We start from the raw sequence: 22,762 nt of genomic DNA on the forward strand, positions 1-22,762 counted from the left end.
ATAGGACTCAAACGACTAACGTTGGATTTTATTGATTTCTTTAGTGAATGCATTCAAACTTTTATCAGATGGATACAGATCCAATTTACTTATCATCAATCTTTTATAAATTTCCTCGGGTAGAGTAGATTGAGACAAGAGAATATATACAGTTTATTTAATTTAAAATTTGACGATTTGATTACTTTTTACCCAGGCCCTTCCAAAGTGTATCCGCAAGTACGACAGTACATGCTGGATGCCTACGATTCTGGTATTCTGAGTGCCAATCACCGTAGCTCTGCTTTTATGCAGATCTGTGAGAAGACACTTGGCTTGTTACAGGCAAAACTCAACATTCCAGAAACCTATTCTGTGGTGTTTGTCTCTTCGGCTACGGAATCCTGGGAGATAATCGCCCAGTCCTTTACCCAAAAGTTCAGCCACCATTACTATAATGGAGCATTTGGACAAAAATGGTATGAGTATGCTCACAAGATTGTTCCGCAGGCTACTTTTCAAGCATTTGACAGCAATCAGAATCCTGTACTAACAGAGGTTCCAGAAGAATGTGATGTGATCTGCCTTACAAAAAATGAGACTTCCAATGGCACACAGCTCCCTGCTGCATTTATTGAATCTGTAAGAGCAACCTATCCTGATAAATTACTAGCAGTAGATGCTACATCTTCTCTGGGAGGAGTGGCACTCAGAATCGAAGAGGCAGATATCTGGTTTGCTTCTGTTCAGAAATGCCTGGGTCTGCCTGCTGGGATGGGTTTACTGATTGTTTCACCCAAAGCATTGGAACATGCCAGAAAGATCAGCGATAAACGGTTCTATAATAGCTTCTTGTTTATGTATGATAACATACAGAAGTACCAGACCCATTATACTCCCAATGTATTGAATATTTACTTGCTGATGCGGGTGTTGGAGTCAGTAGAACCGCTGGATAGCATTGCCGACAAAATCCGGCAACAGGCAATACATTGGTATTCATTCTTTGATAATCATCCTGTACTAAAACCATTGATACAGAATCCGCAAGTTCGTTCGGATACCGTGATTACGATTGGTGCTACAGAGGATAAAATCACCTTCATAAAACAAGCTGCACAGAAGGAAGGCATTGTGTTGGGTAATGGATACGGTGACTGGAAATCCAGTACTTTTCGTATTGCTAACTTTCCAGCAATTACACAACAGGAAATTAGTCAGTTGCAAACTTTGCTCAAAGATATTGACAAGTAAGCATTTACATTGTTGTACCAACTTTTTCAACAAACTATCTCTTTATGTTTAATCTAAAAGAAATTTTTTCAGTTACCCTCATTCTTTTCTCTGTAATTGATATTGTAGGTTCCATTCCTATTGTCATTGATCTGCGAAAGAAGAACGGCAAAATCGAATCTGAGAAAGCTACCCTGGTGGCGGGTTTGCTGATGGTAGTTTTTCTGTATCTGGGTGAATCTATTCTCAGACTTTTCGGGGTAGATGTACAATCTTTTGCCGTTGCCGGAGCTATTATTGTCTTTCTGATTGGGATGGAAATGATATTGGGACGGCATATTTTTCGTCCGGATACAGACAATAATACTTCTTCTATTGTCCCTCTGGCATTTCCATTGATTGCCGGAGCCGGAACTATGACTACGATCATCTCTTTGAAATCAGAATACCAGACTCCCAATATTTTAACAGGAATATTACTTAATCTAATCATAGTCTATCTGGTCTTGCGTAGCTCAGAGTGGATTGGCCGTAAACTCGGAACTGCCGGAACAGAAATGTTACGGAAGGTTTTCGGAATTATTCTGATTGCTATTGCCATCAAGCTTTTCAGAGGAAATCTGGGAATCTGACAGATTACAAAGTTACTTACCCTACAAACCATACCATGAATCAACCTGTTTTACTGATTATTGATGCGCAGAAAGGAATAGATGAGGCAACCCATTGGGGAGGAAACCGGAATAACCCCGAAGCAGAAAGGCGGATTTTGCAACTATTAGAGCATTGGCGGAAACAAAAATGGCCTGTTTGTCATGTATACCATGACTCAGCACATCCGCAATCACCCTTTTATCCTGGTAAAGTGGGCAATGAGCATAAGCCCGGATTTGAACCTTTGTCACACGAAGTTGTATTACGAAAGTCTACTACCAATGCGTTTATAAATACTAACCTTGAATTATACCTATCCCGCAATCAGTTTTCTACATTGGTGGTGACTGGTTTTGTTACCAATAATTCCGTAGAAGCTACTGTTCGTATGGCAGGTGATTCCGGATACGCCGTTTGGGTAATTTCTGATGGAGTGGCTACTTTTAATAAAAAAGGGCTGGATGGTCAGGTGTATGATTCTGAGTTGGTGCACACCATCAGTCTGGCCAATATGCAGGGAGAATATGCGACAATTATAAGTACAGAAGAATTATTATCAAAACTACCTGAACTCTACCAATCGTGAGATTAGATACTATATACCTCTAAAGTCCTGATACAAGTAATCATTACCTCATTACCTGAAACCTAACCATACTGATGAAAAAATACGCATTACAGATTGTATTGCTTCTGAGCTTTTATTCCTCTTTTTCCCAGCAAATCATTACCCGAGATCCTGAAATTGCTGCATTGGTCAGCCAGGTATCCAGGGATTCCCTTCAGGCCTATGTAAACAAGCTGGTTAGCTTTGGAACACGACATACCATGAGTGTCACAAACGATAAAAAGAAAGGCATTGGTGCTTCCAGACAATGGGTGCTTAGCAAGTTTCAGCAATTTGCCAGCCAGTCAGAAGGTCGGATTACGGCTATGATTGATACTTGGACACTCAAAGCCGATGGGAAGAGGGTAGACAAAGACCAGGAGATTGGTAATGTGATGGCAACCCTTAAGGGAACAGACCCATCCGATAACCGGATCTTTATTGTGAGCGGGCATATTGACAGTCGGGTCACAGATGTAATGAACCGTACAGCTGATGCTCCTGGAGCCAACGATGATGGCAGTGGTACGGCTGCTGTGATTGAGTTGGCCCGTATACTGGCTAAGTCTAAATTTTCAGCTACGATTATCTTTGTCGCAGTGAGTGGGGAAGAACAGGGTTTACTGGGGGCAGAGCATCTGGCAGAAAAAGCTGTGACTGAAAAATGGAATATAGAAGCAGTATTGAATAATGATATTATGGGTTCTAATAACAGCAATGAGACAAATATCATTGATAATACCCGGCTACGTGTATTTAGTGAAGGGCTACCTGCCTTTGAGATAGACAAAAAAGCTGCAAATATCCGCCAGTATGGATTGGAAAATGATGGCAAAGCCCGTCAGCTAGCCCGGTATGTAAAGGAAGTAGGAGAGCGGTATGTAGAAAATCTGGAGGTAGTGATGGTGTATCGTAACGACCGTTTCTTGCGTGGTGGAGATCATACACCATTTGTTACAAAAGGGTTTGCCGCAGTTAGATTCTCTGAGATGAACGAAAACTTTCTGCATCAGCACCAGGACTTGCGTACAGAAAAGGGAGTGGAATATGGGGACTTTAGCAAGTTTATGGATTTTGAATACCTGCGAAAAAACACCTGTATCAATCTGGCTAATCTTGCCAATCTGGCCAAGTCACCCGGAATGCCACGGGAGGTACTAATTGAGGTAAGTGGTTTGTCTAATTCTACTACGTTAACCTGGCAAGCTCCGGAAGCGGGTAAACCCAAAGGCTATTACGTATTGATGCGGGAAACGTATCAGCCATTCTGGCAAAAGAAATTTTTTACTACTGAACTGAAGCTAGCATTGCCCTATTCAAAAGACAATTACTTCTTTGCTGTGCAGGCCGTCAGTGAAAGTGGAAATGAAAGTTTGCCGGTAATTCCTTTACCCAAACGTTAATAAAACCGATGTTTCTGCTGTGAGAAACTCTCAGAAGTATTAACTTTCTGTTAAATTCCGATGGAGTGATGTATGGGAGCCGGATGTTGCTCTATCTTTGAGTAAGACTTTACATACCATCATCTATACAGACAACCTATTTTAGAACCAAGAAAATGGATACCCGCCGAGAGTTTCTCAAGAAAGCCGCTTTATTGTCTGGAGGTGCCGGACTTTGGAGTGTCTTACCTGCCTCGATTCAGAAAGCTTTTGCGATTGACCCCAAAGCAGGAAGCACTTACCTGGATGCCGAACATATTGTCATTCTGATGCAGGAAAACCGTTCGTTTGATCATGCCTATGGAACTCTGCAGGGAGTACGGGGCTTTAACGATCCCAGAGCTATCCGGTTGCCCAACAAAAATCTGGTATGGTTGCAAACCAATGTTGCCGGACAAACTTTTGCTCCGTTCCGCCTGAATATAAAAGATACCAAAGCTACCTGGATGAGTTCATTGCCACATTCATGGACAGATCAGGTAGATGCACGCAATGGAGGTAAATATGACAAATGGCTTACTGCTAAGCCATCGGGAAATAAAGAATATGCTCAGATGCCTCTTACTATGGGGCACTATACCCGTGAAGATATTCCTTTCTATTATTCGCTGGCAGATGCCTTTACGGTTTGTGATCAGAATTTTTGTTCCTCACTGACAGGAACAACCCCCAATCGTTTGTATTTGTGGACAGGGACAATCCGCGAAAAGCCGGACATGGCTGTGAAAGCGAATGTACGCAATGAAGATGTAGATTATGGGGTGCCTGCCAACTGGACTACCTTTCCGGAACGTTTGGAAGATAATGGCATTTCCTGGAAGATCTATCAGAATGAGATCAGCCTGCCAACAGGTTTTACGGGTGAAGAAGATGCCTGGCTGGCTAATTTTACAGATAACCCAATTGAATGGTTTACCCAATACCATGTAAAGTACTCTCCGGAATTTTACCGTTACCTGCAAAAACAGGAGAAAGTACTGCCAGAAGAAATCAAGGCATTGGAAGCAAAACTTCAGTCACTTCCTGCTACGGGTAAGGAAACCGAAGAAGTACAAAAGAAGCTGGAGGAAAAAAAGCATTGGTTGCCCATTGTAAAAGAAGAGCTGAAACAATGGACACCAGAAGGATATGCCAAATTAAGTCAGCGGGAAAAGAATCTGCACGAAAAGGCTTTTACCACTAATCGCAAAGATCCTCATTACCGTGAATTGACCACACTGAAATACAAGGATGGAGATGTGGATCGGGAAGTGCAGATGCCGAAAGGGGATACATTGTACCAGTTTCGGGAAGACGTAAAGAACAAACAGTTGCCAACCGTTTCGTGGATTGTAGCACCTGAGAATTTTTCGGATCACCCTGGCGCGCCGTGGTATGGAGCCTGGTATGTATCAGAGGTGATGGACATTCTGACCAACGATCCTGAGGTGTGGAAGAAAACTATTTTCATTCTGGCATATGATGAAAATGATGGATATTTCGACCACGTGCCTCCTTTTGTACCACCACATCCTGATAAGCAACAAACGGGGCTGGTTTCCAATGGCATTGATACACGGGTAGAGCATGTAACTATGGAGCAGGAGTTACAACGTAAAAGCAAAAACGCCAAACGGGATGGTCGGGACGGACCTATTGGCTTAGGATTTAGAGTGCCACTGGTTATTGCTTCTCCCTGGAGTCGGGGAGGGTGGGTAAACTCTCAGGTATTTGATCATACGTCTGTGTTACAATTTCTTGAGAAGTTCCTGAGCCATAAGACAGGAAAGAAAATTGAAGAAACCAATATCAGTGCCTGGAGACGCACTGTATGTGGAGATCTGACTTCCGTATTCCGGCCATACAACGGAGAAAAAATGACAATGCCTGCTTTCCTGGAAAAAGATACTGTCATTGAAGGAATACACAAAGCCCGATTCAAAAAGCTACCTTCTGATTTTAAACAACTCACACCAGAAGAGATCCAACAGATCAATCAAAATTCTGCTGGTTCGGATTGGATGATTAAGCAGGAGAAAGGTATCCGTCCATCTTGTGCCTTACCGTATCAGATATATAGTGATAGCCAGTTAGTAGCTGAAAAGAAATCTGTACAGATAACGTTTGACGCCCGGAAGGAGATTTTTGGGACTGCATCCGCAGGTGTTCCTTTTTATGTGTATGCCTCTGGTCTGACTAACCCAGATGCTTTGCCCAGAAATTATGCTGTTAAAGCAGGAGATAAGCTTACAGATACCTGGTCATTGACAGACTTTGACAATCAGAAATACCAGCTTCAGGTATATGGACCAAATGGCTTTTTCCGGCAATTTTCTGGTAACGCCAATGATCCCTTACTGGATATACAGTGTGCCTATCAGCGTCAGGGAGCTAACCTGTTGACTGGTAATGTGGAGATTGTGTTGAGCAATCTGGATAAGAGTCATTCTTATCTGGTAGAGATAAAAGATAATTCCTACTCGGGTACAACAAAAACGCAAGCGCTGGAAGTAAGTAGCTCCAAAAAAGGAAAAGCAGTCGTTGTATTAGATTTGAGCAAAAGTTTTGGCTGGTACGACTTCAGCGTGCGTATTGCTGGTAATGGTGTGTTTGAGAAACGCTATGCCGGAAGAGTTGAAACTGGAAAGCCTTCACAAACTGATCCATTGATGGGACGTGTAGTAGTATCGTAAGCAAAAGTATACCAAACAGGTTCGTTTCGAATCTTGAATAAGAATAAAACCCAAGCCTATACTTTTGAGAAGTATGGGCTTGGGTTAATTTTTGAGAAAGCTTTCTTTTTCTTCTCAGATTCCAGCACTTTTCTTATAGCTTCTTCATTTTTCGCTTGTTCATTTTCAAAGTTGGTTTAAAGTCCAGAACATATCTCTTCTTACCGTCCTGTCACTTTTTTGCTTGCCCAAAAAAGTAACCCAAAAAGGGCACTTTCTGCCGAACCTCCCACCCGCAAAGCCATGGGCTTTCCTCGCGGCAGAAAGATTGCCAGCGCACAGTTACGACCTTCCACGATTATAGTCATCACAACTCTCTTTGTATCATCTATAAGATAATTGTAGGCTTTGTCTTATAACTCAACTATCACATGGACACAAAGGGATTTCTGGTCACTTCAATCGTGTGAGGTAGTGTAGGTGCGTGAGGATAAAAATTCCGCGGGCCTAGCGTTAGCCCTGCGGGGCGAAGCTTTGGAATTTTTTGCCCTTTTTTGCTTCGTTTTTTGGGCAAGCAAAAAATGAAGAGGCCTGTGGAAGAATGAAGTAAGGGACTATAAACAAACCTAGGAAAAGATAAGCACAAAAGTGACAGGGCGATAAGAAGAGATATGTTCTGGACTTTAAACCAACGCAGGAAGAGATCATGAAAAAAATGAAGAAGCTGGTGAAAGTATAATGATTAGGAAAATAAAGAAATAAAGGTTGAGAGAGACTTAAAAGTAAGTATTCTATACAAACCAAGAGACTATACTCTTTTCAAAAACATATGCGATCAACAAATAAGTTTATTCATTGATGGCATAAATAAAACCTACCCCTGTCTCTCCGGTTTCCAATTCAAATTGGGCTAATAGTCGTCTGTATTCTTCACCTTCAAATTCATCCAACGCTGCCCAGTTTTTAACTAATTCATCTGATGAAAGAACATATACGTTTATCTCTTGTTGCTCTTCTATCCCTACATGTTTAAAGCCCGGATACCCTTGCACTGCTCCCCAGCCTTCATTGTATAATTTTCCTCGGATAGTTCCTTTCTGCCATCTTCCCTGAATATGTTGTACTATATGGTGATTGGGTTTATCTGGAGCCAGTGTACCATAAACAATCAATGATTTTTCAGGTCTATAGGTCTTTAGAAAGTTTCTTTCAACTTCAGTGAGATCCAGACTACCAAGTGTCTCTGCACTTACAGTCTGGATGTTCTTTTTATTATTCAGTTCGTTAATTAGTTTATCCGATTGCATAGGCTATGGTTTGTTGTTTCTCTATAGTATTCTATCATCTGGTAGTAAACAGTATGTTCTGCTAACAAGTTATATTACAAGATCTATTCCTGAGATAGTATCACGTTTATACTTTGGATTTGAGTCGACTTAGTGTTTCCTGAGAGAGATTAAGATACGAGGCTACTACTTTATTGGGTAAACGCTGTACAATAATGGGATTTTCTTCCAGAAGTTGTTTATAGCGTTCTTTCGCAGTCATAGTGACAAAGCTCATCAGTCTTTGAGTATTGTGGACATAGGCTCTCTCCAGGTAACTACGATAAAATTTTTCCCAAACCGGGATATGTTCCAGCAAGTGATAAAAATCGGTACGACTGATATACAAAACTTCAGTATGTTCCAGAGCCTGAATAGATTCCAGAGAAGGTTCTTCGGTAATGAAACTGCTGAGTGCTGTGGCAAACTTATTTTCAAATGCAAGATACCGGGTAGCTTCCTGTCCATCGGGCTGAATGAAAAAGATACGCAAACAACCTTTGTTAATAAAAAACATACGTTGGTTTACTTGTCCTGATGGAATCAGAATCTCATTTTTGACAGGTTTCAACGGATGAAAGTAAGCGAGAATATAATCTAACTCTTTTTCTGAAACCGAAATGATTGTACGAATATAGTGGGCAAGCTGGGTTTTACTCATAGCATCAGGTATAATGCAAAAGTAAGCCATTACCCTTTAATCAGCACAAAGTTATACAAAGGTTTCTTTGGCGAGAGGAATTGACGAGGGGATAAACATTTGACGAATAAAGAGAAAAGACTGTCTTAAAATGTGTAAGACAGTCGGCAGATCTATCGTTGGAATCTGTTCTCTTTGATGTGTCGCTTATATTGGATTGATTGCCGACTATTCTCTTATCGCAATTTTTTCAGCCAGTTTCCGGGCATTAGGAATAATCAGAAAAGCAGATACATAAGCTACGGGAGCCATGATAATCCAGGTATTGAAAAACCGGATGTGCCAGTTTTCGCCAAATCCGTAGGTACGCATCAGACCTACAAACGCCATGATCAATGTCATAGGCACTACAACCAAAAGTGTGTTGATGTACTTGAAATGCTTCTTTTTCATTGTATAACTGTGTTTGTTTAACGGAGCAAAATTGGGAAGAAGAAAAATGCAAACCTTTGACCCAGATCAATAAATTACAGCGTCTGCTGTAATGGATACAATTTTAGAAGAGACTCTACTTTGCCGGGAAGAGTAACTCTCTTAACATTAAAAATCTTTCGTTTCTACACTGTTTACTTTAAAATCTAAGTAATTCGGTAGTCTGATTTATGAAAGAAGTCCTTTTTCAAGCTATTGCATAGAATGCCATGTTATGTTGCATCCTTAGTACGTACCTGAAGAAATAAGCATATGGATAGGTTACAAAGAATGGAAGATTACTTACTAATAATCATAACCATTTATAACTCTATCATTCAGACAATTATGAAAACTTCAAAGAAATTGTTCTTGTTTATTTTAACAGTAGGTAGTTTCACTTTTAGTTGTAAGAAGGATGACCCTAATGGGGGATTCTCTGAAGAAATTAACAATATAGTACCTGCTGAGGTCATCTCAACCATTCGTAAACAAGGAATGACTATTTACGAAGGCAAAACCCCACCCCAAATCGAAGGTATTTATTTGTTTAGCGACAACGTATTGTCAGGAAGTACCATTGAAGATGATGAAATTGGTGAGATATATGCGGATTATCGTTATCAGTTTTATGAACAAGACCAAACTACACTAGCCGTAAAGACAAGTTTTCGTGGGTATAATAGGAAAGGGGAACTCCTAAGTGAAGGTATTGGAAAAGGCTCGTTCATCTCTGGAAACAAAAACGTTTTCTCTGTTTTTTCGGAAGAACATACTACTTCCAGCACAGGTGCAACTTCGGTGATTCTGACCATTTATTCTGGTGAATATACGGATACAGGTATCAAAAACTTTCAATATGCGTTTTATATGAAAGATAAAAATGATCCCAATAATGATTTGATTGACATCGGATCGACCCGGGTTTTTAAAGACGGCGATGGAATATCAGAACCAATGAGCAATCTAAGGGTAAGTTTTGAAGAGGGTCTAAAGCGAAATCCTTCACAGGCAGTGATGAAAGAAAACTCAGGGCGTTACTAGTGTAGCCTTGTTTGGCAGGTAATTCATACCTGTAGATAATAACTTGACATACTCATTGTTGAACGAAGCACCCAGATTTTAGGAGTTTGATTTAGGGAAGGTTTAGAAAAATCTTCCCTAAATCTGTAGGTGCGCATCGACAATGCTTAGTTAGAAACACTACCTTGTTATCGTAAATAGTTTCAAACGCCAAAATGTGTTAAATGAGTATCCAGATACTGATAGGCAAATGCCTCACATTCCATTTGGTGTGAGGTGGCTCTGGCTGGAGCATCCATTACAAAATGGCGAATAAGCTGCATTAATCGCAGTTTCTCCTGATGAAAGTCTTTAGGACTGTTAGAGTGTAAGGATTGCTCAGATTTAAAAAAACGCCCCATCGAAAGTTGGGAAAAGGGACGAGGGGGAGTCGTTTTTCCGAATGCCAGTTCCAGCTTTTCAGCACAGTCTGTCAACATTTGGGTTGCGTTTTTTGTACCTGCTTGGGTTAGAGTATAGGGAAACAGCTGATCAAGTCGTTTCAGGAGTAATTCAGCATGGGTTTCGATAAACAAAACAGGCACAAGCTGGTCATTGATACGTTGGGTTTCCATACGGTTCAGGCGTAGTAAAGAGTTTGATGACTCAAAAATAGTCCTCCTGTTGACAGCCCTATGTCAGTAGGTTTTGAAAAGTTTTCTATCTCAATCCTTCTTTGATGTTGAAATAGCTTACAAGCCTCGTAAGAAATATAAAGTATTATTAAACTAAAGTTAGTTTGGTAAACGTATCCTGTAACAGATTGAAAATGGTCAGGTCGTCGGATACTTTACCAAATCCTGTAATAAGCCGTATTACCTGATTGGCCATAAGTGTACCTATCACACCAGGTAGAACACCTATGACACCTACTTCACTGCAATTAGGTACATCTTCGGGATTGGGTGGTTCCGGATAAATGTCACGCAGATTTTTACCACCCTGGTAATTAAACACAGCCAGTTGACCTTCAAATTTGAAGATACTTCCGTATACCAAGGGTTTGTTATATTTCACACAGGTATCATTGACCAGATAGCGGGTGTGAAAGTTATCAGAACCATCAATTACCAGATCATAGACGGAGATAAGATCTTCTGCATTTTCTTCATGGATCATGACTGGATGAACGTCAAAGCGGACATATGGATTTTGTGTCTGCAGTTTTTGGGCTGCCACCTCAGCTTTGAGTTTACCTATATCTTCTGTATGATACAGAATCTGCCGATGGAGATTGTGTAGTTCTACTTTATCAAAGTCAACAATGCCAATAGTACCTACACCTGCCGCTGTTAGATATTGGAGAATGGGGCAGCCTAACCCTCCTGCACCTATGACCAGTATCCGGGCTGTCTTAAGTTTTTCCTGTCCTTCGATGCCTACCTCTGGCAACATTAGCTGGCGACTATAGCGAATAAGTTCGTCGCGTTCAAAGTTTTTCATATGTATGATGTGATGTTAATCTATCCATTATCCCCAGTAACTTCTATCCCAGTCTTTCCACACTGGTTCATAGCCCTGGTCTGTAATGACCTGTGCCATTTCCTGAGGACTACGTTCGTCTGAGATTTCAAATTGTTCCAGTGTGTCTGGTTCTACTGCATACCCACCCGGATTGGTTTTGGAACCTGCACTGATGGTTGTAATCCCCAGTGAAAGGATATGATTCCGAAACTTCTCTGACTCTCGTGTAGACATAGAGAGTTCTACCTCTTCACTAAAAAGCCGATAGGCACAGATCAACTGAACCAGTTCGCGGTCTGTAATAATATATTCCGGGGCGGTAATACCTTCTGCCGGACGGATGCGTGGAAACGAGACAGAGTACTTTGTTTGCCAGTAGGTTTTTTGCAGGTAGTCCAGATGAAAGGCACAAAAAAACGAATCTGTACGCCAGTCTTCCAGGCCTAGTAAAGCTCCCAGTCCAATTTTATGAATCTGTGCTTTACCCAATCTGTCTGGTGTCTCTAAGCGATAGTAGAAATTTGCCTTCTTGCCTTTAGGATGATACGTTTTATATCGCTCTTTGTGATAGGTTTCCTGATAGACAAGTACCGAATACAATCCTTCCGGAATCAATGCTTCGTATTCATGCTGCTCCAGGGGTTGTACCTCAATGGAGATATTGGCAAAGTGGGGACGAAGCAGACGAATGGCATTTTTGAAATAGTCCACATGTACGGTATGATTGGCTTCCCCTGTTACAAGCAGAATATGATCAAACCCCATCTGTTTTATTACAGATGCTTCCTGAAGAATTTCTTCATCCGTAAGGGTACGTCGTTTTACTTTGTTGTCAAAGCTAAAGCCACAATAGGTACAGATATTCTGACACTCATTGCTTAAATACATAGGGGCAAAGAGTTGAATTGTCTTACCAAACCGTTTCAGAGTGGTTTGACGACTTAACCGTGCCATGGATTCCAGATAGGGGAGAGCAGCAGGCGAAATCAGTGCTTTAAAGTCTTCCAGTGTGCGCTTTGAGGAGGACAATGCTTTTTCTACATCTGTCTCTGTCTTGGCATAGATAGACGATTTTACCTGTTCCCAGTCCTGTTTGTCAAAAAGAGTCTGAAAGTTAGTCATCTAAAAAAGCAGTTAAAGGGCTGGAAGCTATTGCATGAGTCACCAATTTGGCCAGACAGGCATCATGGGCTATACGGCCACATTCGGTAGCTATTTTAAAGGCTGTTGCCATCTGAACCGGATTTTCAGAAGCTGCAATGGCTGTATTAACCAGTACTGCATCTGCGCCCAGTTCCATAGCTTTGGCTGCATCGGAAGGCGCTCCAATACCTGCATCAATAATGACTGGAACATTGCTTTGTTCGATGATGATTTCAAGAAAGTCCAGGGTTCTTAGTCCCTTGTTGCTACCAATGGGCGAACCGAGAGGCATCACAGCTGCTGTACCTACTTCTTCCAGTCGTTTGCATAAAACCGGATCTGCATGAATGTATGGCAATACAATAAAACCTAGTTTGGCCAGTTCTTCAGTGGCTTTAAGGGTTTCTATCGGATCGGGCATCAGGTACCGTGGATCGGGATGTATTTCCAACTTTACCCAATTGGTTTCCAAGGCTTCACGTGCCAGTTGGGCTGCAAATACGGCTTCCCGTGCATTGCGTACACCGGATGTATTGGGTAGCAGATTGATTCTGGGATGTTTCAGGTGATCCAGTAAGCGATCCTGGGGATTATGAACATCAACCCGTTTCAGCGCTACCGTGACGAGTTCTGTGCCTGATGCCAATATGGCATCCTGCATTTGTTGGGCAGAGGCGAATTTTCCGGTGCCTAGAAAGAGGCGGGAGGAAAAGGTTTTTCCTGCTATGGTAAGTGGGTTTTTCATTGCTTTTTGTTTACGTTAATGTGATACTAAGTTCTCTGAGTACTTTTCTACATTTTGCTTTGTTTATTTATCCAAAAGAGCCTAGTATTCCTAAGTTTCTTTATTGTCACTATCATCATTTTTCTTGCGGCCCCTTCATTTTTTGCTTGCTTGTATTCATATTGTTTTAAAGTCCAAAACATATCTCTTCTTACCGCCCTGTCACTTTTTTGCTTGCCCAAAAGAGGACAACAAATGAGAATTTGTTGGGCCAGCATGTGTGCCAGCCGCAAAAAAGTCACTTTTCTCCGATCCTTCCTCCCGCAAGGCCAAAGGCCAACCTTGCGGAGAAAAGATTCCCTACGCACCTCCACGACCACACACGATTGAAGTGATCATAACTCTCTTTGTAACTTCTTTGTATTAAATATTAACTCTGCTTTTTCCTTCTGAAAAGTTCATCCCTTCTCTGTCTTCCTGAAATAATTACTGCCTCTTTTTTTGTCCTCCTGAAAGGAGCTCGTGGCAAGACCGGCGACCTTTACGATTGGAGTGTATTTCTTCTCCTAGAAACCAGAGATCACTCTATTTGTCACAAGGTTCTTTCAGAAGGACAGCGAGGGAGAATTCCTTTCAGGAGAACAGCAGCGTGGCTTAATATACATAGTTGCTTTAGTTGATAAGTAGGACTATGCCTGAATCTGTTCTTCATCCAGTAAAGCTCTGAGGTTTGTGACCAGGGTTTCTTTTTCTGCACTTTGTGTGATTAAGCCTGATACGGCTATTCCGTGTACTCCTGTTTTGAGTAAAGCGGGAAGATCTTCCTGTTGTAATCCACCAATGGCAATAATCGGGATAGAAATGGCTCTGGAACGGAGTTGATGCATAATGGCATGGTATCCTTCCAGGCCTAGTATTGGGCTGAGTTTTTCTTTGGTGATAGTAAACCGGAAGGGACCCAGGCCCACATAGGTACATTGTTCCTCTACCCGCTGAAATATATCTTCCAGGGTATTGGCTGTTCCTCCAATGATTTTATCGGGACCAACGATCTGCCGGGCCTCTATTACGGACATATCTGTGAGACCAAGATGGACACCATGTGCCTCTACTGCATGGGCAACATCCGGGAAGTCGTTGATAATCAGTTTCGCCCTATAGGGTTCGCACAAGGCTCTGATGGCAATAGCTACCTGTTCTACTTCCTGGGCCGGCACATTTTTCCAGCGCAGCTGTATCCAGTCGCATCCAGCATCCAGGGCACGTTGAATGTTGCGTAATTGTTCGGCTGGACTATGCCCCTGAGAGATATAATGAAGTTTACTTACCATGGTTGTTATTAGTAGGTGTCTGTAATGTGCTTTAAACTTCTGAATCGTTGTACTGCTTTCTGTGGTTCTGTCCATAGAGTACCCAATACGGCTACACCTTCAAAACCATAGGCTGCTGCCTGGTGTATATTGGTTTCATCTATACCCCCTAATCCAATGCGTTTCGCTTGAGTGGATTGGCGTGGCGGTAATCGAAAATCATTTGATACAACAGCCGTATACCCTTGTTTGGAAATGCTGTTGAAGACAGGGCCATAAAACACATAATCAAACTGCTGAGCTGTAGTATTATAGTCACTAAGTTGGTGCAGGGAAGTTGAAAGCGTAATATCCTTCTGCCGATGCAAAGACAACTCGGTTTGTGAAACTGTTTTTCTATTTGCCTCAGTGTAATGCAGACGTTGTAATCCTAATTCCTCTGCCAGTTCATGGTGCTGATGAATAGTAATCTGACTTCGGTAGGGAAGCGCAATAGCCTGTATAAGCTCTGCTACCTGATCAGCAGACCATTGAGGTTTACGACAGTGAAATACAGACAATCCTTCCTCAAAAAGAACATTGACTATCTGTGCTTCTTTCTCAATAGCTTCCGGACTGGATAGTACAATAAGATCCATAGCTGGTATCATTTTAAACCTGTTGTGGTTCATTTACAGGAACCACAACAGGCCATAGTGAATAACTTACAAGTACAGTTCGCTTCCCTGTTGTTTAAATTCCTCCGATTTCTCTACCATATTCTTTTCTGCAAAGTCACGGATTTCCTGAGTAATATGCATAGAGCAGAATTTAGGTCCGCACATAGAGCAGAAGTGGGCGACCTTGGCCCCGTCAGCAGGAAGCGTTTCATCATGAAATTCGCGTGCAGTATCTGGGTCCAGTGAAAGGTTAAACTGATCTTCCCAGCGAAACTCAAAGCGGGCTTTGCTCAGGGTGTTGTCCCGGTATTGTGCTCCCGGATGTCCTTTTGCCAGGTCGGCTGCATGAGCGGCAATTTTATAGGCAATTACTCCATCTTTTACATCTTTCTTATTTGGTAGACCCAGGTGTTCTTTGGGCGTAACATAACAAAGCATAGCTGTACCAAACCAACCAATCATGGCTGCACCAATAGCAGATGTAATATGATCATAACCAGGAGCAATGTCTGTTGTTAATGGCCCTAATGTGTAGAAAGGTGCCTCATGGCATTCTTTCAGTTGTTTGTCCATATTCTCTTTGATCAGATGCATAGGCACATGGCCGGGGCCTTCGATGATAACCTGTACGTCATGTTTCCAAGCTATTTTGGTGAGTTCTCCTAAGGTCTCCAGTTCCGCAAACTGAGCTGCATCATTGGCATCGGCAATAGAACCCGGACGCAAACCATCACCCAGAGAGAAAGAAACATCATACTGTTTCATGATTTCACAAAGTTCCTCAAAGTGAGTATACAGGAAGTTCTCCTTGTGATGCGCCAGACACCATTTGGCCATAATAGAACCGCCTCTGGAAACAATACCTGTGACCCGTTTGGCTGTAAGTGGAATATAACGTAACAACACCCCTGCATGAATGGTAAAATAATCCACACCCTGTTCAGCCTGTTCGATGATCGTATCCCGAAATATGTCCCATGTCAGTGCTTCCGGACGACCGCCTACTTTTTCCAGCGCCTGATAGATAGGGACTGTTCCGATGGGTACAGGGGAATTGCGTATAATCCACTCACGGGTTTCATGTATATTTTTGCCTGTAGACAAATCCATGATGGTATCTGCTCCCCAGCGACAGGCCCATACAGCTTTTTCTACTTCTTCTTCAATGCTGGATGAGACTGCACTGTTGCCCAGGTTGGCATTGATCTTCACCAGAAAGTTGCGTCCGATGATCATTGGCTCACTTTCCGGGTGGTTGATGTTGGATGGAATTACAGCTCTTCCTGCTGCTACTTCCTGTCGTACAAACTCTGGTGTAATGAGTCCTTTGGGTGTGTTGGCTCCAAAAGAATGGCCTGCGTGTTGTTGGGTCAGGGTTTCGTATTGTCCATTTAATACTTCTTTCAAATAGTCAATACGCTGATTTTCCCGAATGGCTATGTATTCCATTTCAGGTGTAATGATTCCTTTTTTGGCATAGTGAAGTTGAGTGACATTGCTTCCTGCCTTGGCACGTAATGGTTTTTGAATATGCTCAAACCGAAGATGATCCAGCGAGGTGTCATACAGTCGTTTTTTGCCATAGTCAGATGTAATCTCAGGAAGTTGCTCTACATCTCCCCGTTTCGTAATCCAGCTTTGGCGTAAGCGAGGCAATCCTTTGCGTACATCAATAGCAATAGCCGGGTCTGTATAGGGGCCACTGGTATCATATACCGTAACTGGAGCATTCGTTTCTTTGCTGCCGGATGACAGTTTGGTATCTGTTAGAGAGATTTCGCGCATGGCTACCTCAATGTCATGCAGATTACCTTTGACATAGATCTTTTGTGAGCCCGGAAACGGATCACAGGAAATGGTGTGTGTGGATGGTTGTTCGGTTGTCATGGAATTATCCTCCTTGAGTAGCTTTGATGAGTAATACGTTGTCGTTGGGATGTAGCGTATGAGTGCTCCAGTTGGGTCTGGGTATGACAGCCTGATTGATTGCAACCGCAACTCCTTTTTGTTTATCAGGCAAAACAATATCCATCAATTGCTGCACAGTGCAATTGTCCGGAAAGGTCTTTGATTCTTGGTTAAGTATGATGTCCATTCCTGAAAATAGGTTATTGACTTCAGGAGTGGCTACACAGGAGGAGAATGCTATGGATATAGCACTACTATAATGTGTTGCGGTACTTTTCCCTTCGCCGGTACTAACCGGATCAGGTTCCAAGGGTATCATCTCAGCCAGTTAAGGCACCCCTAAAGCTTAGGACAAAGGTATAAAAACTTGTTTGAACTTTCCTAGAAAAAAGTTTTGAGCTTTGATTTAATTAGATAGGTATCTTTTTTACTAAAAATTATTTTTCCGATGAAACATCAGATAAGATCGGGAGGAAACTGTTATTTTTGTGATCTTATACGATCAATCCACACTCTATGAAATCTTATTGTATCCTGCTTTTTGCAGTTATTTGTTTTATTAGTATTTCTTGTAAAAAAGATGACCCAGCTGTAATAGAGCCGAAATTTGGCTGCAAATTGATCAAACTGGCAAATGAAACGGGGGAATATGTTGAATTTACCTATGATGGAGATAGATTATCAGGATCTTCAGTTGTTGATAAAAACGGAAAACTTTATGAGAAAAGCATCTTGGTATATGATTCGAAAGGGTATATACAGCGAATAAATTTTTATAAAGATGGCCTTACAGAAACAGATCCTTCCAGTTATTGGGATATGAAGGTAGATGGGCAAGGCAGAATTATAGAATCGAAATTATATAGTAAAATAAATTCAAACTCAAATTACGAAACAAGTCTTTACTCATCTAACGAATATAATGATAAGGGACAAATTAGTAAGATAACATCTGACCCTACCTATTATCGGAGATATGTTTATGATACTAATGGAAACGCGGTTAAGTCGTATGATTATAATAGTTCTAATAAAGTAGAATATCTGTCCTATCAAACAGTTTTTGATACAAAGCTTAATCCAGCGAATAATAATCCTCTTTATCAATATCTGCTTCTTTTTGGTTTTTTTGATGTGTATTCTACCAATAATGTACTGGAAGCAAAATATTATAACTATGATGGGGGCTTAAGACTCAAAACAACATGTTCTTATACTTATAATGATCGAGGATATCCTGCAGAGGTAGTTCGTACAGATAGTAGTAATTATACTATTTCAACCCAGAAGAGTATCTACACCTATAGTTGTAATTGATTCCAATTAGGAAATACAGTTCATTGTTTATTGTTAGACTGCATAGTCTTGTCTATAGTCATATTTTTCTGACTAATTGACTGATGGATGAATAGTAACCAACTTTGCTGTCGAGTTACAAATTAATCCTACACAAAGAGTTATACATCATATCTGAATCATTCTGAAAAACAGGTGTTTTGAGTAAGGGTGTCAACGATAAACAGAAAAATACAATGAACCAGGAAATCAAAAATCCACTTTTATGTGATCCTGCAAGTGGTGTATGTGAAATACCAGCAGGAGATGAGGAGACCGAATCTGTAAAAGTGGTGGCAGATCAGAAGCCTGTAAAGATACTTTACTATACGGATCCAATCTGTTCAACCTGCTGGGGTATTGAGCCGCAATTACGAAAGTTGAAACTAGAGTACGGCAAGTACATTGATATCGAGTATCGTATGGGAGGACTACTGCCAGACTGGAGTTATAACAGTGGAGGAATAAGTAAACCCAGTGATGTGGCGCATCATTGGGACGAAGTGAGTTTGTACTATGATATGCCGATTGATGGCGATGTATGGCTGGAAGATCCACTGGATTCTTCGTATCCTCCTTCTATTGCAGTAAAGGCAGCAGAGTTACAGGATAAGGAAAAGGCTGTAGCCTTCCTGCGTAAGCTGCGTGAATTTGTCTTTTTGGAGAAAAAGAACATTACCCGATGGGAGCATATACAAAAAGCTGCAGCAGCCGTAGGACTAGATACTTTTCAGTTAAAAGAAGATTTTGAAGGAAAAGGAAAGCAACTATTTGAAGAAGACTTGTCCTATGGTCGGTCACTGGGGGTAAGAGGTTTTCCAACTATGTTCTTTTCAGATGCAGACAATAATCAATGTATGGTGTATGGGTTTAAACCCTATGAGATCTTTGAAGGTGCTGTCCAGAAAGTATTTCCTACTGCCAAAAAACAAAAGATTGTTATTGACTCGCCTTTTTCTGTTTTTACCCATTATCCGACATTGACCCCAAAAGAGTACGCTGTTTTGGCTGACATATCTGTAGAAGAGGGAGTTAATCAACTTGAAAAGTTAGTGCAGGAAGGAAAGCTGGAGAAGCACGCCATTAAAACCGGAACTCTCTATAAAGTAAAATAAGGTTTGAGTATGTCTCTACAACAAATGCCAGTCCAATAGCAAGGACTAGCATTTGTTGTATTTATCTTTTCATGTTGTTATTAATGTAATCTTGGAGTGCGGACTGTTCTGCTTTTTCGTAGGGAAATGGTTTTGTTTTTGGGATATTTGACTGTAAAAGCAATTTTGTATTTGACAATTTCCCCTGGTGATATCTGACGTTTCCATTGTAATCGTCCGGATGGTGTATCCAGTTCTGCTCCGGAAATTTCGTCTGTGTCTACACTAATATCACTTTCCTGAGATATAGGTACCTGATCCTGAATTTTGATTTGAAGAGGGGTTGGTCGGTTGTTTCGAATTGAAATTTCGTAGACCAGCGCTTCGCTTTTCTTTCCTCCAATGGATTTGTTTGCTGCAAAATCTTCGACTTTGGTCCGTTTCACGATTACCTGATTATCACGCCCAAGAGACAAGTCTAGTGTATCTCCCAATAGCTGTGTATTAATGTTGGATTCACCTATGTATGTATTTCCAAAATACACATTGGCTTTGCCATCGATAAGATTTAGTTGTTTCCAGCCTGTAACTTTTGCTAGCAGAAAAGCACTCATATCCACTTTGGGAATGGTAAGATACTCGTATAGCGCATTCAGATTGTGATCGGAAATATGAATCTGATACGAATCTTTGTTGGTTGGAATTGTATGGACCTTGTCTATTTTAAATGTCGCAGCCAATTCAGAAACTGTTATTCCTTCATCACCTGACGATCCCTCTTCCTTAGCAGACCAGTTTTGCTGATTAAAAAGTTGATTTTGTACTAATCCTTCATTGGCTCCAGAGTTATAATTTAAAATCCAGGTGCTAAGATAGGGTCGGGATGCTTCCAACGAAGGATCAGCCGTTGACAAAGTCAGTTTAACATCTTTCCAGTCTATCCCTGTGCCATTGTAAATACGTGCATTGTATTTAAGTGAGACCGGCTTACTGATATCGGTTGCAATCAAATCGTAAGTAGCTTCCCAGCCAGCATTATGAACAATGTACCGGATTTCAAATTCTACACGTTGCTCGGTAGCTGAGGATACTACAAGGTTAATTTCTTTTCGTCTGGTATCTATTTGTGTCTTTAAATGTTCGGATTGCTTGGAAACAGAATCCAGACTAACAGACAGACTTTTTAATTGTATATTGAGTGTAGTAAGTGAATTATTGATTTTGAGGGTTCGGTCACGATAAAAATCAGCAGCTTTCATTAACTCAGTTATGGTAGTTCCACTCTCTTTTCCACCTAGTTTCTGATTTTCGCTTAGGAGTTTCTTTTCTGTATTGTATGCATCTATCTGATTGGTCACCAGTTCAATCTGTTGTTGAAGTATTTTTATACTATCTGTTTGCCTTTTGATTCTTAAATCCACTTCTTCAGGAGTTATTGTTCTTGTTCCTGTAGATATGGATAATATTTCTACCTCTCCTTTGGGAGTTATCTGTATACTCCTTTCTTCCAGGAATGGAGACAGACCTTTAAAGTTTATGGTATTTTTCCCTTTGATAAGGCGTATTGCCTGGCTATTTTTGATTTCAGCCCCATCCAGATAGACAGTTACCTCCTCTATTCTGGATTCTGTTTGAATACTTTGAGGCTGTTGAGCTTGGGTAAGGTAGTAAGTAGATAACAGAAAAAGGAGAAAGACTATTTTTTTCATAGACGGATTCGGCTAAAAAGTGTATAAAGTTTATAACTTCCCAAAAATACGGTCTTTTTGGTCAATGAATAATGTATTATAGACGTAAAACATACGTTATTTTTTATCAACATATGATGAAACTTATATTTGCATTCTTTTGAGAAATAAGGTCTTGATTACAATCTAACCACCAACAATTCTATGTCAAATCTACAACCTACTATTCATCCTTCAGTCCGTATCATGCAAGGAGTTATCATTGAAGGAGATGTGACCATTGGCGAAAATACCTATATCGGAGCTGGAACTATTATTACTGCCAATGGTGGCTCTATTCATATTGGTAACAACACCGTGATTATGGAAAATGCCATTATTCGTAGCAATAAGAAGTTTTCCTGTTCGATAGGAGATAATGTATTGGTAGGACCTAAAGCCTGCATTACGGGAGCTATTATTCATAAAGCTTGTTTTATTGCTACCAATGCTACTATCTTTCATGGAGCCGAATTATCCAATGGAACTGTCCTAGCTGTAAATGGAATCATTCATGTAGGGACATTCTGTCCAGAGAATACATTTATATCTATTAATCATATTGGCTTTGGAAATCCTGTTAAAGTGTACGGGCCAGGAGAGATACAGGAATTTCATGCAGAGCTACGAAAAGTAGGATTTGTCAAGTATGTGTATGACATAGATACTACAGGGCTATCCAATACTGAATTGTATACCAAGTTGACCGAAACTTTTCTGGCTAATCTCTGAAACAGCTAAACATGGTCATCTCAAATTTTGAATGAGAGTTTGTAAAAAAATCTCTGTAGTTGAGTTTGTTCAGATTCCAGAACATTTCTCTTCTTTCGGCTTCTTCATTTTTTGCTTGCCCAAAAAACGAAGCAAAAAAGGGCACCTTTTCCCGATCCTTCCGCCCGCAAGGCCAAAGGCTAACCTCGCGGGAAAAGGAAGGCCTACGCACCTTCACCACCTTCCACGATTGAAGTGACTGTTGCTCTCTTTGTGACATGTGCTGGTGGAGTTTTTATAAAGTTGAGTTTTTAGGAAACCGCATATATCATCTTTTGGACGCTACAAAGAGAGAGATGATGCCTTTAAGCGCAGACCGCTGTAGGTGTGCGTTGGCAATCTTTTTGCCACGAGGAAAGCCCCTGGCTTGTGGGCTGGAGGTTCGGCAAAAAGTGCCCTTTTTTGCTTCGTTTTTTGGGCAAGCAAAAAATGAAGAAGCCGAAAGAAGAGTGAAGAAAGGGACATTAAACAAATAAAGGCAGAGACAACTAAAATACTGAAAGAACTATGTCCTAGACTTTAAACCTACTTCGAATACAAACAAGAAAAAAAATGAAGAGGCC

At 41.1% G+C, this 22,762-nt stretch carries 22 protein-coding genes and 1 riboswitch; of the genes, 9 read left to right on the forward strand and 13 right to left on the reverse strand.

Annotated features, from left to right (window positions below; genetic code table 11):
* Positions 1-177 precede the first annotated feature (177 nt).
* The 5 genes from QNI15_RS35620 to QNI15_RS35640 all read left to right on the forward strand — a co-directional run bounded on the left by QNI15_RS35620 (position 178) and on the right by QNI15_RS35640 (position 6,587).
* Positions 178-1,233, forward strand: a complete 1,056-nt coding sequence (locus QNI15_RS35620; RefSeq protein ID WP_314036676.1) for an aminotransferase class V-fold PLP-dependent enzyme — start codon at positions 178-180, stop codon at positions 1,231-1,233.
* A gap of 44 nt (positions 1,234-1,277) precedes the next feature.
* The gene (locus tag QNI15_RS35625) at positions 1,278-1,844 is read left to right on the forward strand and encodes a MarC family protein (protein ID WP_313989406.1); all 567 of its coding nucleotides are present in this window, start codon (positions 1,278-1,280) and stop codon (positions 1,842-1,844) included.
* A 35-nt stretch (positions 1,845-1,879) separates the two neighbouring features.
* On the forward strand, positions 1,880-2,452 hold the full coding sequence (locus QNI15_RS35630) for a cysteine hydrolase family protein (protein ID WP_314036678.1): 573 nt from the start codon (positions 1,880-1,882) through the stop codon (positions 2,450-2,452).
* Positions 2,453-2,526: 74 nt separating this feature from the next.
* Entirely contained in the window at positions 2,527-3,876 is a 1,350-nt protein-coding gene (locus QNI15_RS35635; protein ID WP_314036680.1) for a M28 family metallopeptidase, read from the forward strand.
* Between the two features lie 155 nt (positions 3,877-4,031).
* Positions 4,032-6,587 (forward strand): phosphocholine-specific phospholipase C, encoded by a 2,556-nt coding sequence (locus QNI15_RS35640; protein WP_314036682.1) that lies wholly within the window; start codon positions 4,032-4,034, stop codon positions 6,585-6,587.
* A gap of 200 nt (positions 6,588-6,787) precedes the next feature.
* Here QNI15_RS35640 and QNI15_RS35645 read toward each other — a convergent pair whose 3' ends face one another.
* The 4 genes from QNI15_RS35645 to QNI15_RS35660 all read right to left on the reverse strand — a co-directional run bounded on the left by QNI15_RS35645 (position 6,788) and on the right by QNI15_RS35660 (position 8,984).
* On the reverse strand, positions 6,788-6,934 hold the full coding sequence (locus QNI15_RS35645) for a hypothetical protein (protein ID WP_314003501.1): 147 nt from the start codon (positions 6,932-6,934) through the stop codon (positions 6,788-6,790).
* Between the two features lie 480 nt (positions 6,935-7,414).
* Positions 7,415-7,873: a gamma-glutamylcyclotransferase family protein gene (locus QNI15_RS35650; RefSeq protein WP_314036684.1), complete on the reverse strand. Its 459-nt coding sequence runs from the start codon at positions 7,871-7,873 to the stop codon at positions 7,415-7,417.
* Positions 7,874-7,979: 106 nt separating this feature from the next.
* Complete coding sequence (locus QNI15_RS35655; RefSeq protein WP_314036686.1) at positions 7,980-8,552, reverse strand: Crp/Fnr family transcriptional regulator; 573 nt, start codon at positions 8,550-8,552, stop codon at positions 7,980-7,982.
* Positions 8,553-8,759: 207 nt separating this feature from the next.
* A complete protein-coding gene (locus QNI15_RS35660) occupies positions 8,760-8,984 on the reverse strand; it encodes a DUF2798 domain-containing protein (RefSeq protein ID WP_314036688.1) in 225 nt (74 codons plus the stop codon).
* Between the two features lie 366 nt (positions 8,985-9,350).
* On the opposite strand from QNI15_RS35660, the gene QNI15_RS35665 reads away from it, so the two are divergent.
* Positions 9,351-10,046 (forward strand): hypothetical protein, encoded by a 696-nt coding sequence (locus tag QNI15_RS35665; RefSeq protein ID WP_314036690.1) that lies wholly within the window; start codon positions 9,351-9,353, stop codon positions 10,044-10,046.
* A 182-nt stretch (positions 10,047-10,228) separates the two neighbouring features.
* Here the strand turns inward: QNI15_RS35665 and QNI15_RS35670 are convergent, their stop codons facing one another.
* The 8 genes from QNI15_RS35670 to thiS all read right to left on the reverse strand — a co-directional run bounded on the left by QNI15_RS35670 (position 10,229) and on the right by thiS (position 17,459).
* Positions 10,229-10,639 (reverse strand): hypothetical protein, encoded by a 411-nt coding sequence (locus QNI15_RS35670; protein ID WP_314036692.1) that lies wholly within the window; start codon positions 10,637-10,639, stop codon positions 10,229-10,231.
* 148 nt (positions 10,640-10,787) lie between these two features.
* Positions 10,788-11,507: a HesA/MoeB/ThiF family protein gene (locus tag QNI15_RS35675; RefSeq protein WP_314036694.1), complete on the reverse strand. Its 720-nt coding sequence runs from the start codon at positions 11,505-11,507 to the stop codon at positions 10,788-10,790.
* Positions 11,508-11,534: 27 nt separating this feature from the next.
* Positions 11,535-12,650: a 2-iminoacetate synthase ThiH gene (gene thiH, locus QNI15_RS35680; RefSeq protein ID WP_314036696.1), complete on the reverse strand. Its 1,116-nt coding sequence runs from the start codon at positions 12,648-12,650 to the stop codon at positions 11,535-11,537.
* Positions 12,643-13,416, reverse strand: coding sequence for a thiazole synthase (locus QNI15_RS35685; protein ID WP_314036698.1), 774 nt, complete (start codon positions 13,414-13,416; stop codon positions 12,643-12,645). Before QNI15_RS35685 ends, thiH begins: the two co-directional genes overlap by 8 nt.
* A 668-nt stretch (positions 13,417-14,084) precedes the next feature.
* Complete coding sequence (locus tag QNI15_RS35690) at positions 14,085-14,726, reverse strand: thiamine phosphate synthase (RefSeq protein ID WP_314036700.1); 642 nt, start codon at positions 14,724-14,726, stop codon at positions 14,085-14,087.
* Between the two features lie 8 nt (positions 14,727-14,734).
* Positions 14,735-15,343: a thiamine phosphate synthase gene (locus tag QNI15_RS35695; RefSeq protein ID WP_314003478.1), complete on the reverse strand. Its 609-nt coding sequence runs from the start codon at positions 15,341-15,343 to the stop codon at positions 14,735-14,737.
* Positions 15,344-15,409: 66 nt separating this feature from the next.
* On the reverse strand, positions 15,410-17,251 hold the full coding sequence (thiC, locus tag QNI15_RS35700) for a phosphomethylpyrimidine synthase ThiC (RefSeq protein ID WP_314036702.1): 1,842 nt from the start codon (positions 17,249-17,251) through the stop codon (positions 15,410-15,412).
* A 4-nt stretch (positions 17,252-17,255) separates the two neighbouring features.
* Positions 17,256-17,459 carry a sulfur carrier protein ThiS gene (gene thiS / locus QNI15_RS35705; RefSeq protein ID WP_314003474.1) on the reverse strand — a complete coding sequence of 68 codons (204 nt, stop codon included), beginning with the start codon at positions 17,457-17,459 and terminating at the stop codon, positions 17,256-17,258.
* Between the two features lie 72 nt (positions 17,460-17,531).
* Positions 17,532-17,623: riboswitch (TPP riboswitch) on the reverse strand.
* Positions 17,624-17,788: 165 nt separating this feature from the next.
* Here thiS and QNI15_RS35710 point away from each other — a divergent pair.
* Positions 17,789-18,589: a hypothetical protein gene (locus tag QNI15_RS35710; RefSeq protein ID WP_314036705.1), complete on the forward strand. Its 801-nt coding sequence runs from the start codon at positions 17,789-17,791 to the stop codon at positions 18,587-18,589.
* Positions 18,590-18,804: 215 nt separating this feature from the next.
* Positions 18,805-19,722 (forward strand): ClpXP adapter SpxH family protein, encoded by a 918-nt coding sequence (locus QNI15_RS35715; protein ID WP_314036707.1) that lies wholly within the window; start codon positions 18,805-18,807, stop codon positions 19,720-19,722.
* Positions 19,723-19,802: 80 nt separating this feature from the next.
* Here the strand turns inward: QNI15_RS35715 and QNI15_RS35720 are convergent, their stop codons facing one another.
* Positions 19,803-21,410 carry a DUF4139 domain-containing protein gene (locus QNI15_RS35720; RefSeq protein WP_314036709.1) on the reverse strand — a complete coding sequence of 536 codons (1,608 nt, stop codon included), beginning with the start codon at positions 21,408-21,410 and terminating at the stop codon, positions 19,803-19,805.
* 183 nt (positions 21,411-21,593) lie between these two features.
* Between QNI15_RS35720 and QNI15_RS35725 the strand changes: the two genes are divergently transcribed.
* Positions 21,594-22,160, forward strand: a complete 567-nt coding sequence (locus QNI15_RS35725) for a gamma carbonic anhydrase family protein (protein ID WP_314036711.1) — start codon at positions 21,594-21,596, stop codon at positions 22,158-22,160.
* The last annotated feature ends 602 nt before the right edge of the window (positions 22,161-22,762 follow it).

Origin of the sequence: Xanthocytophaga flava, assembly GCF_030068545.1 — a bacterium.
GTDB classification, from domain to species: Bacteria; Bacteroidota; Bacteroidia; order Cytophagales; family 172606-1; genus Xanthocytophaga; species Xanthocytophaga flava.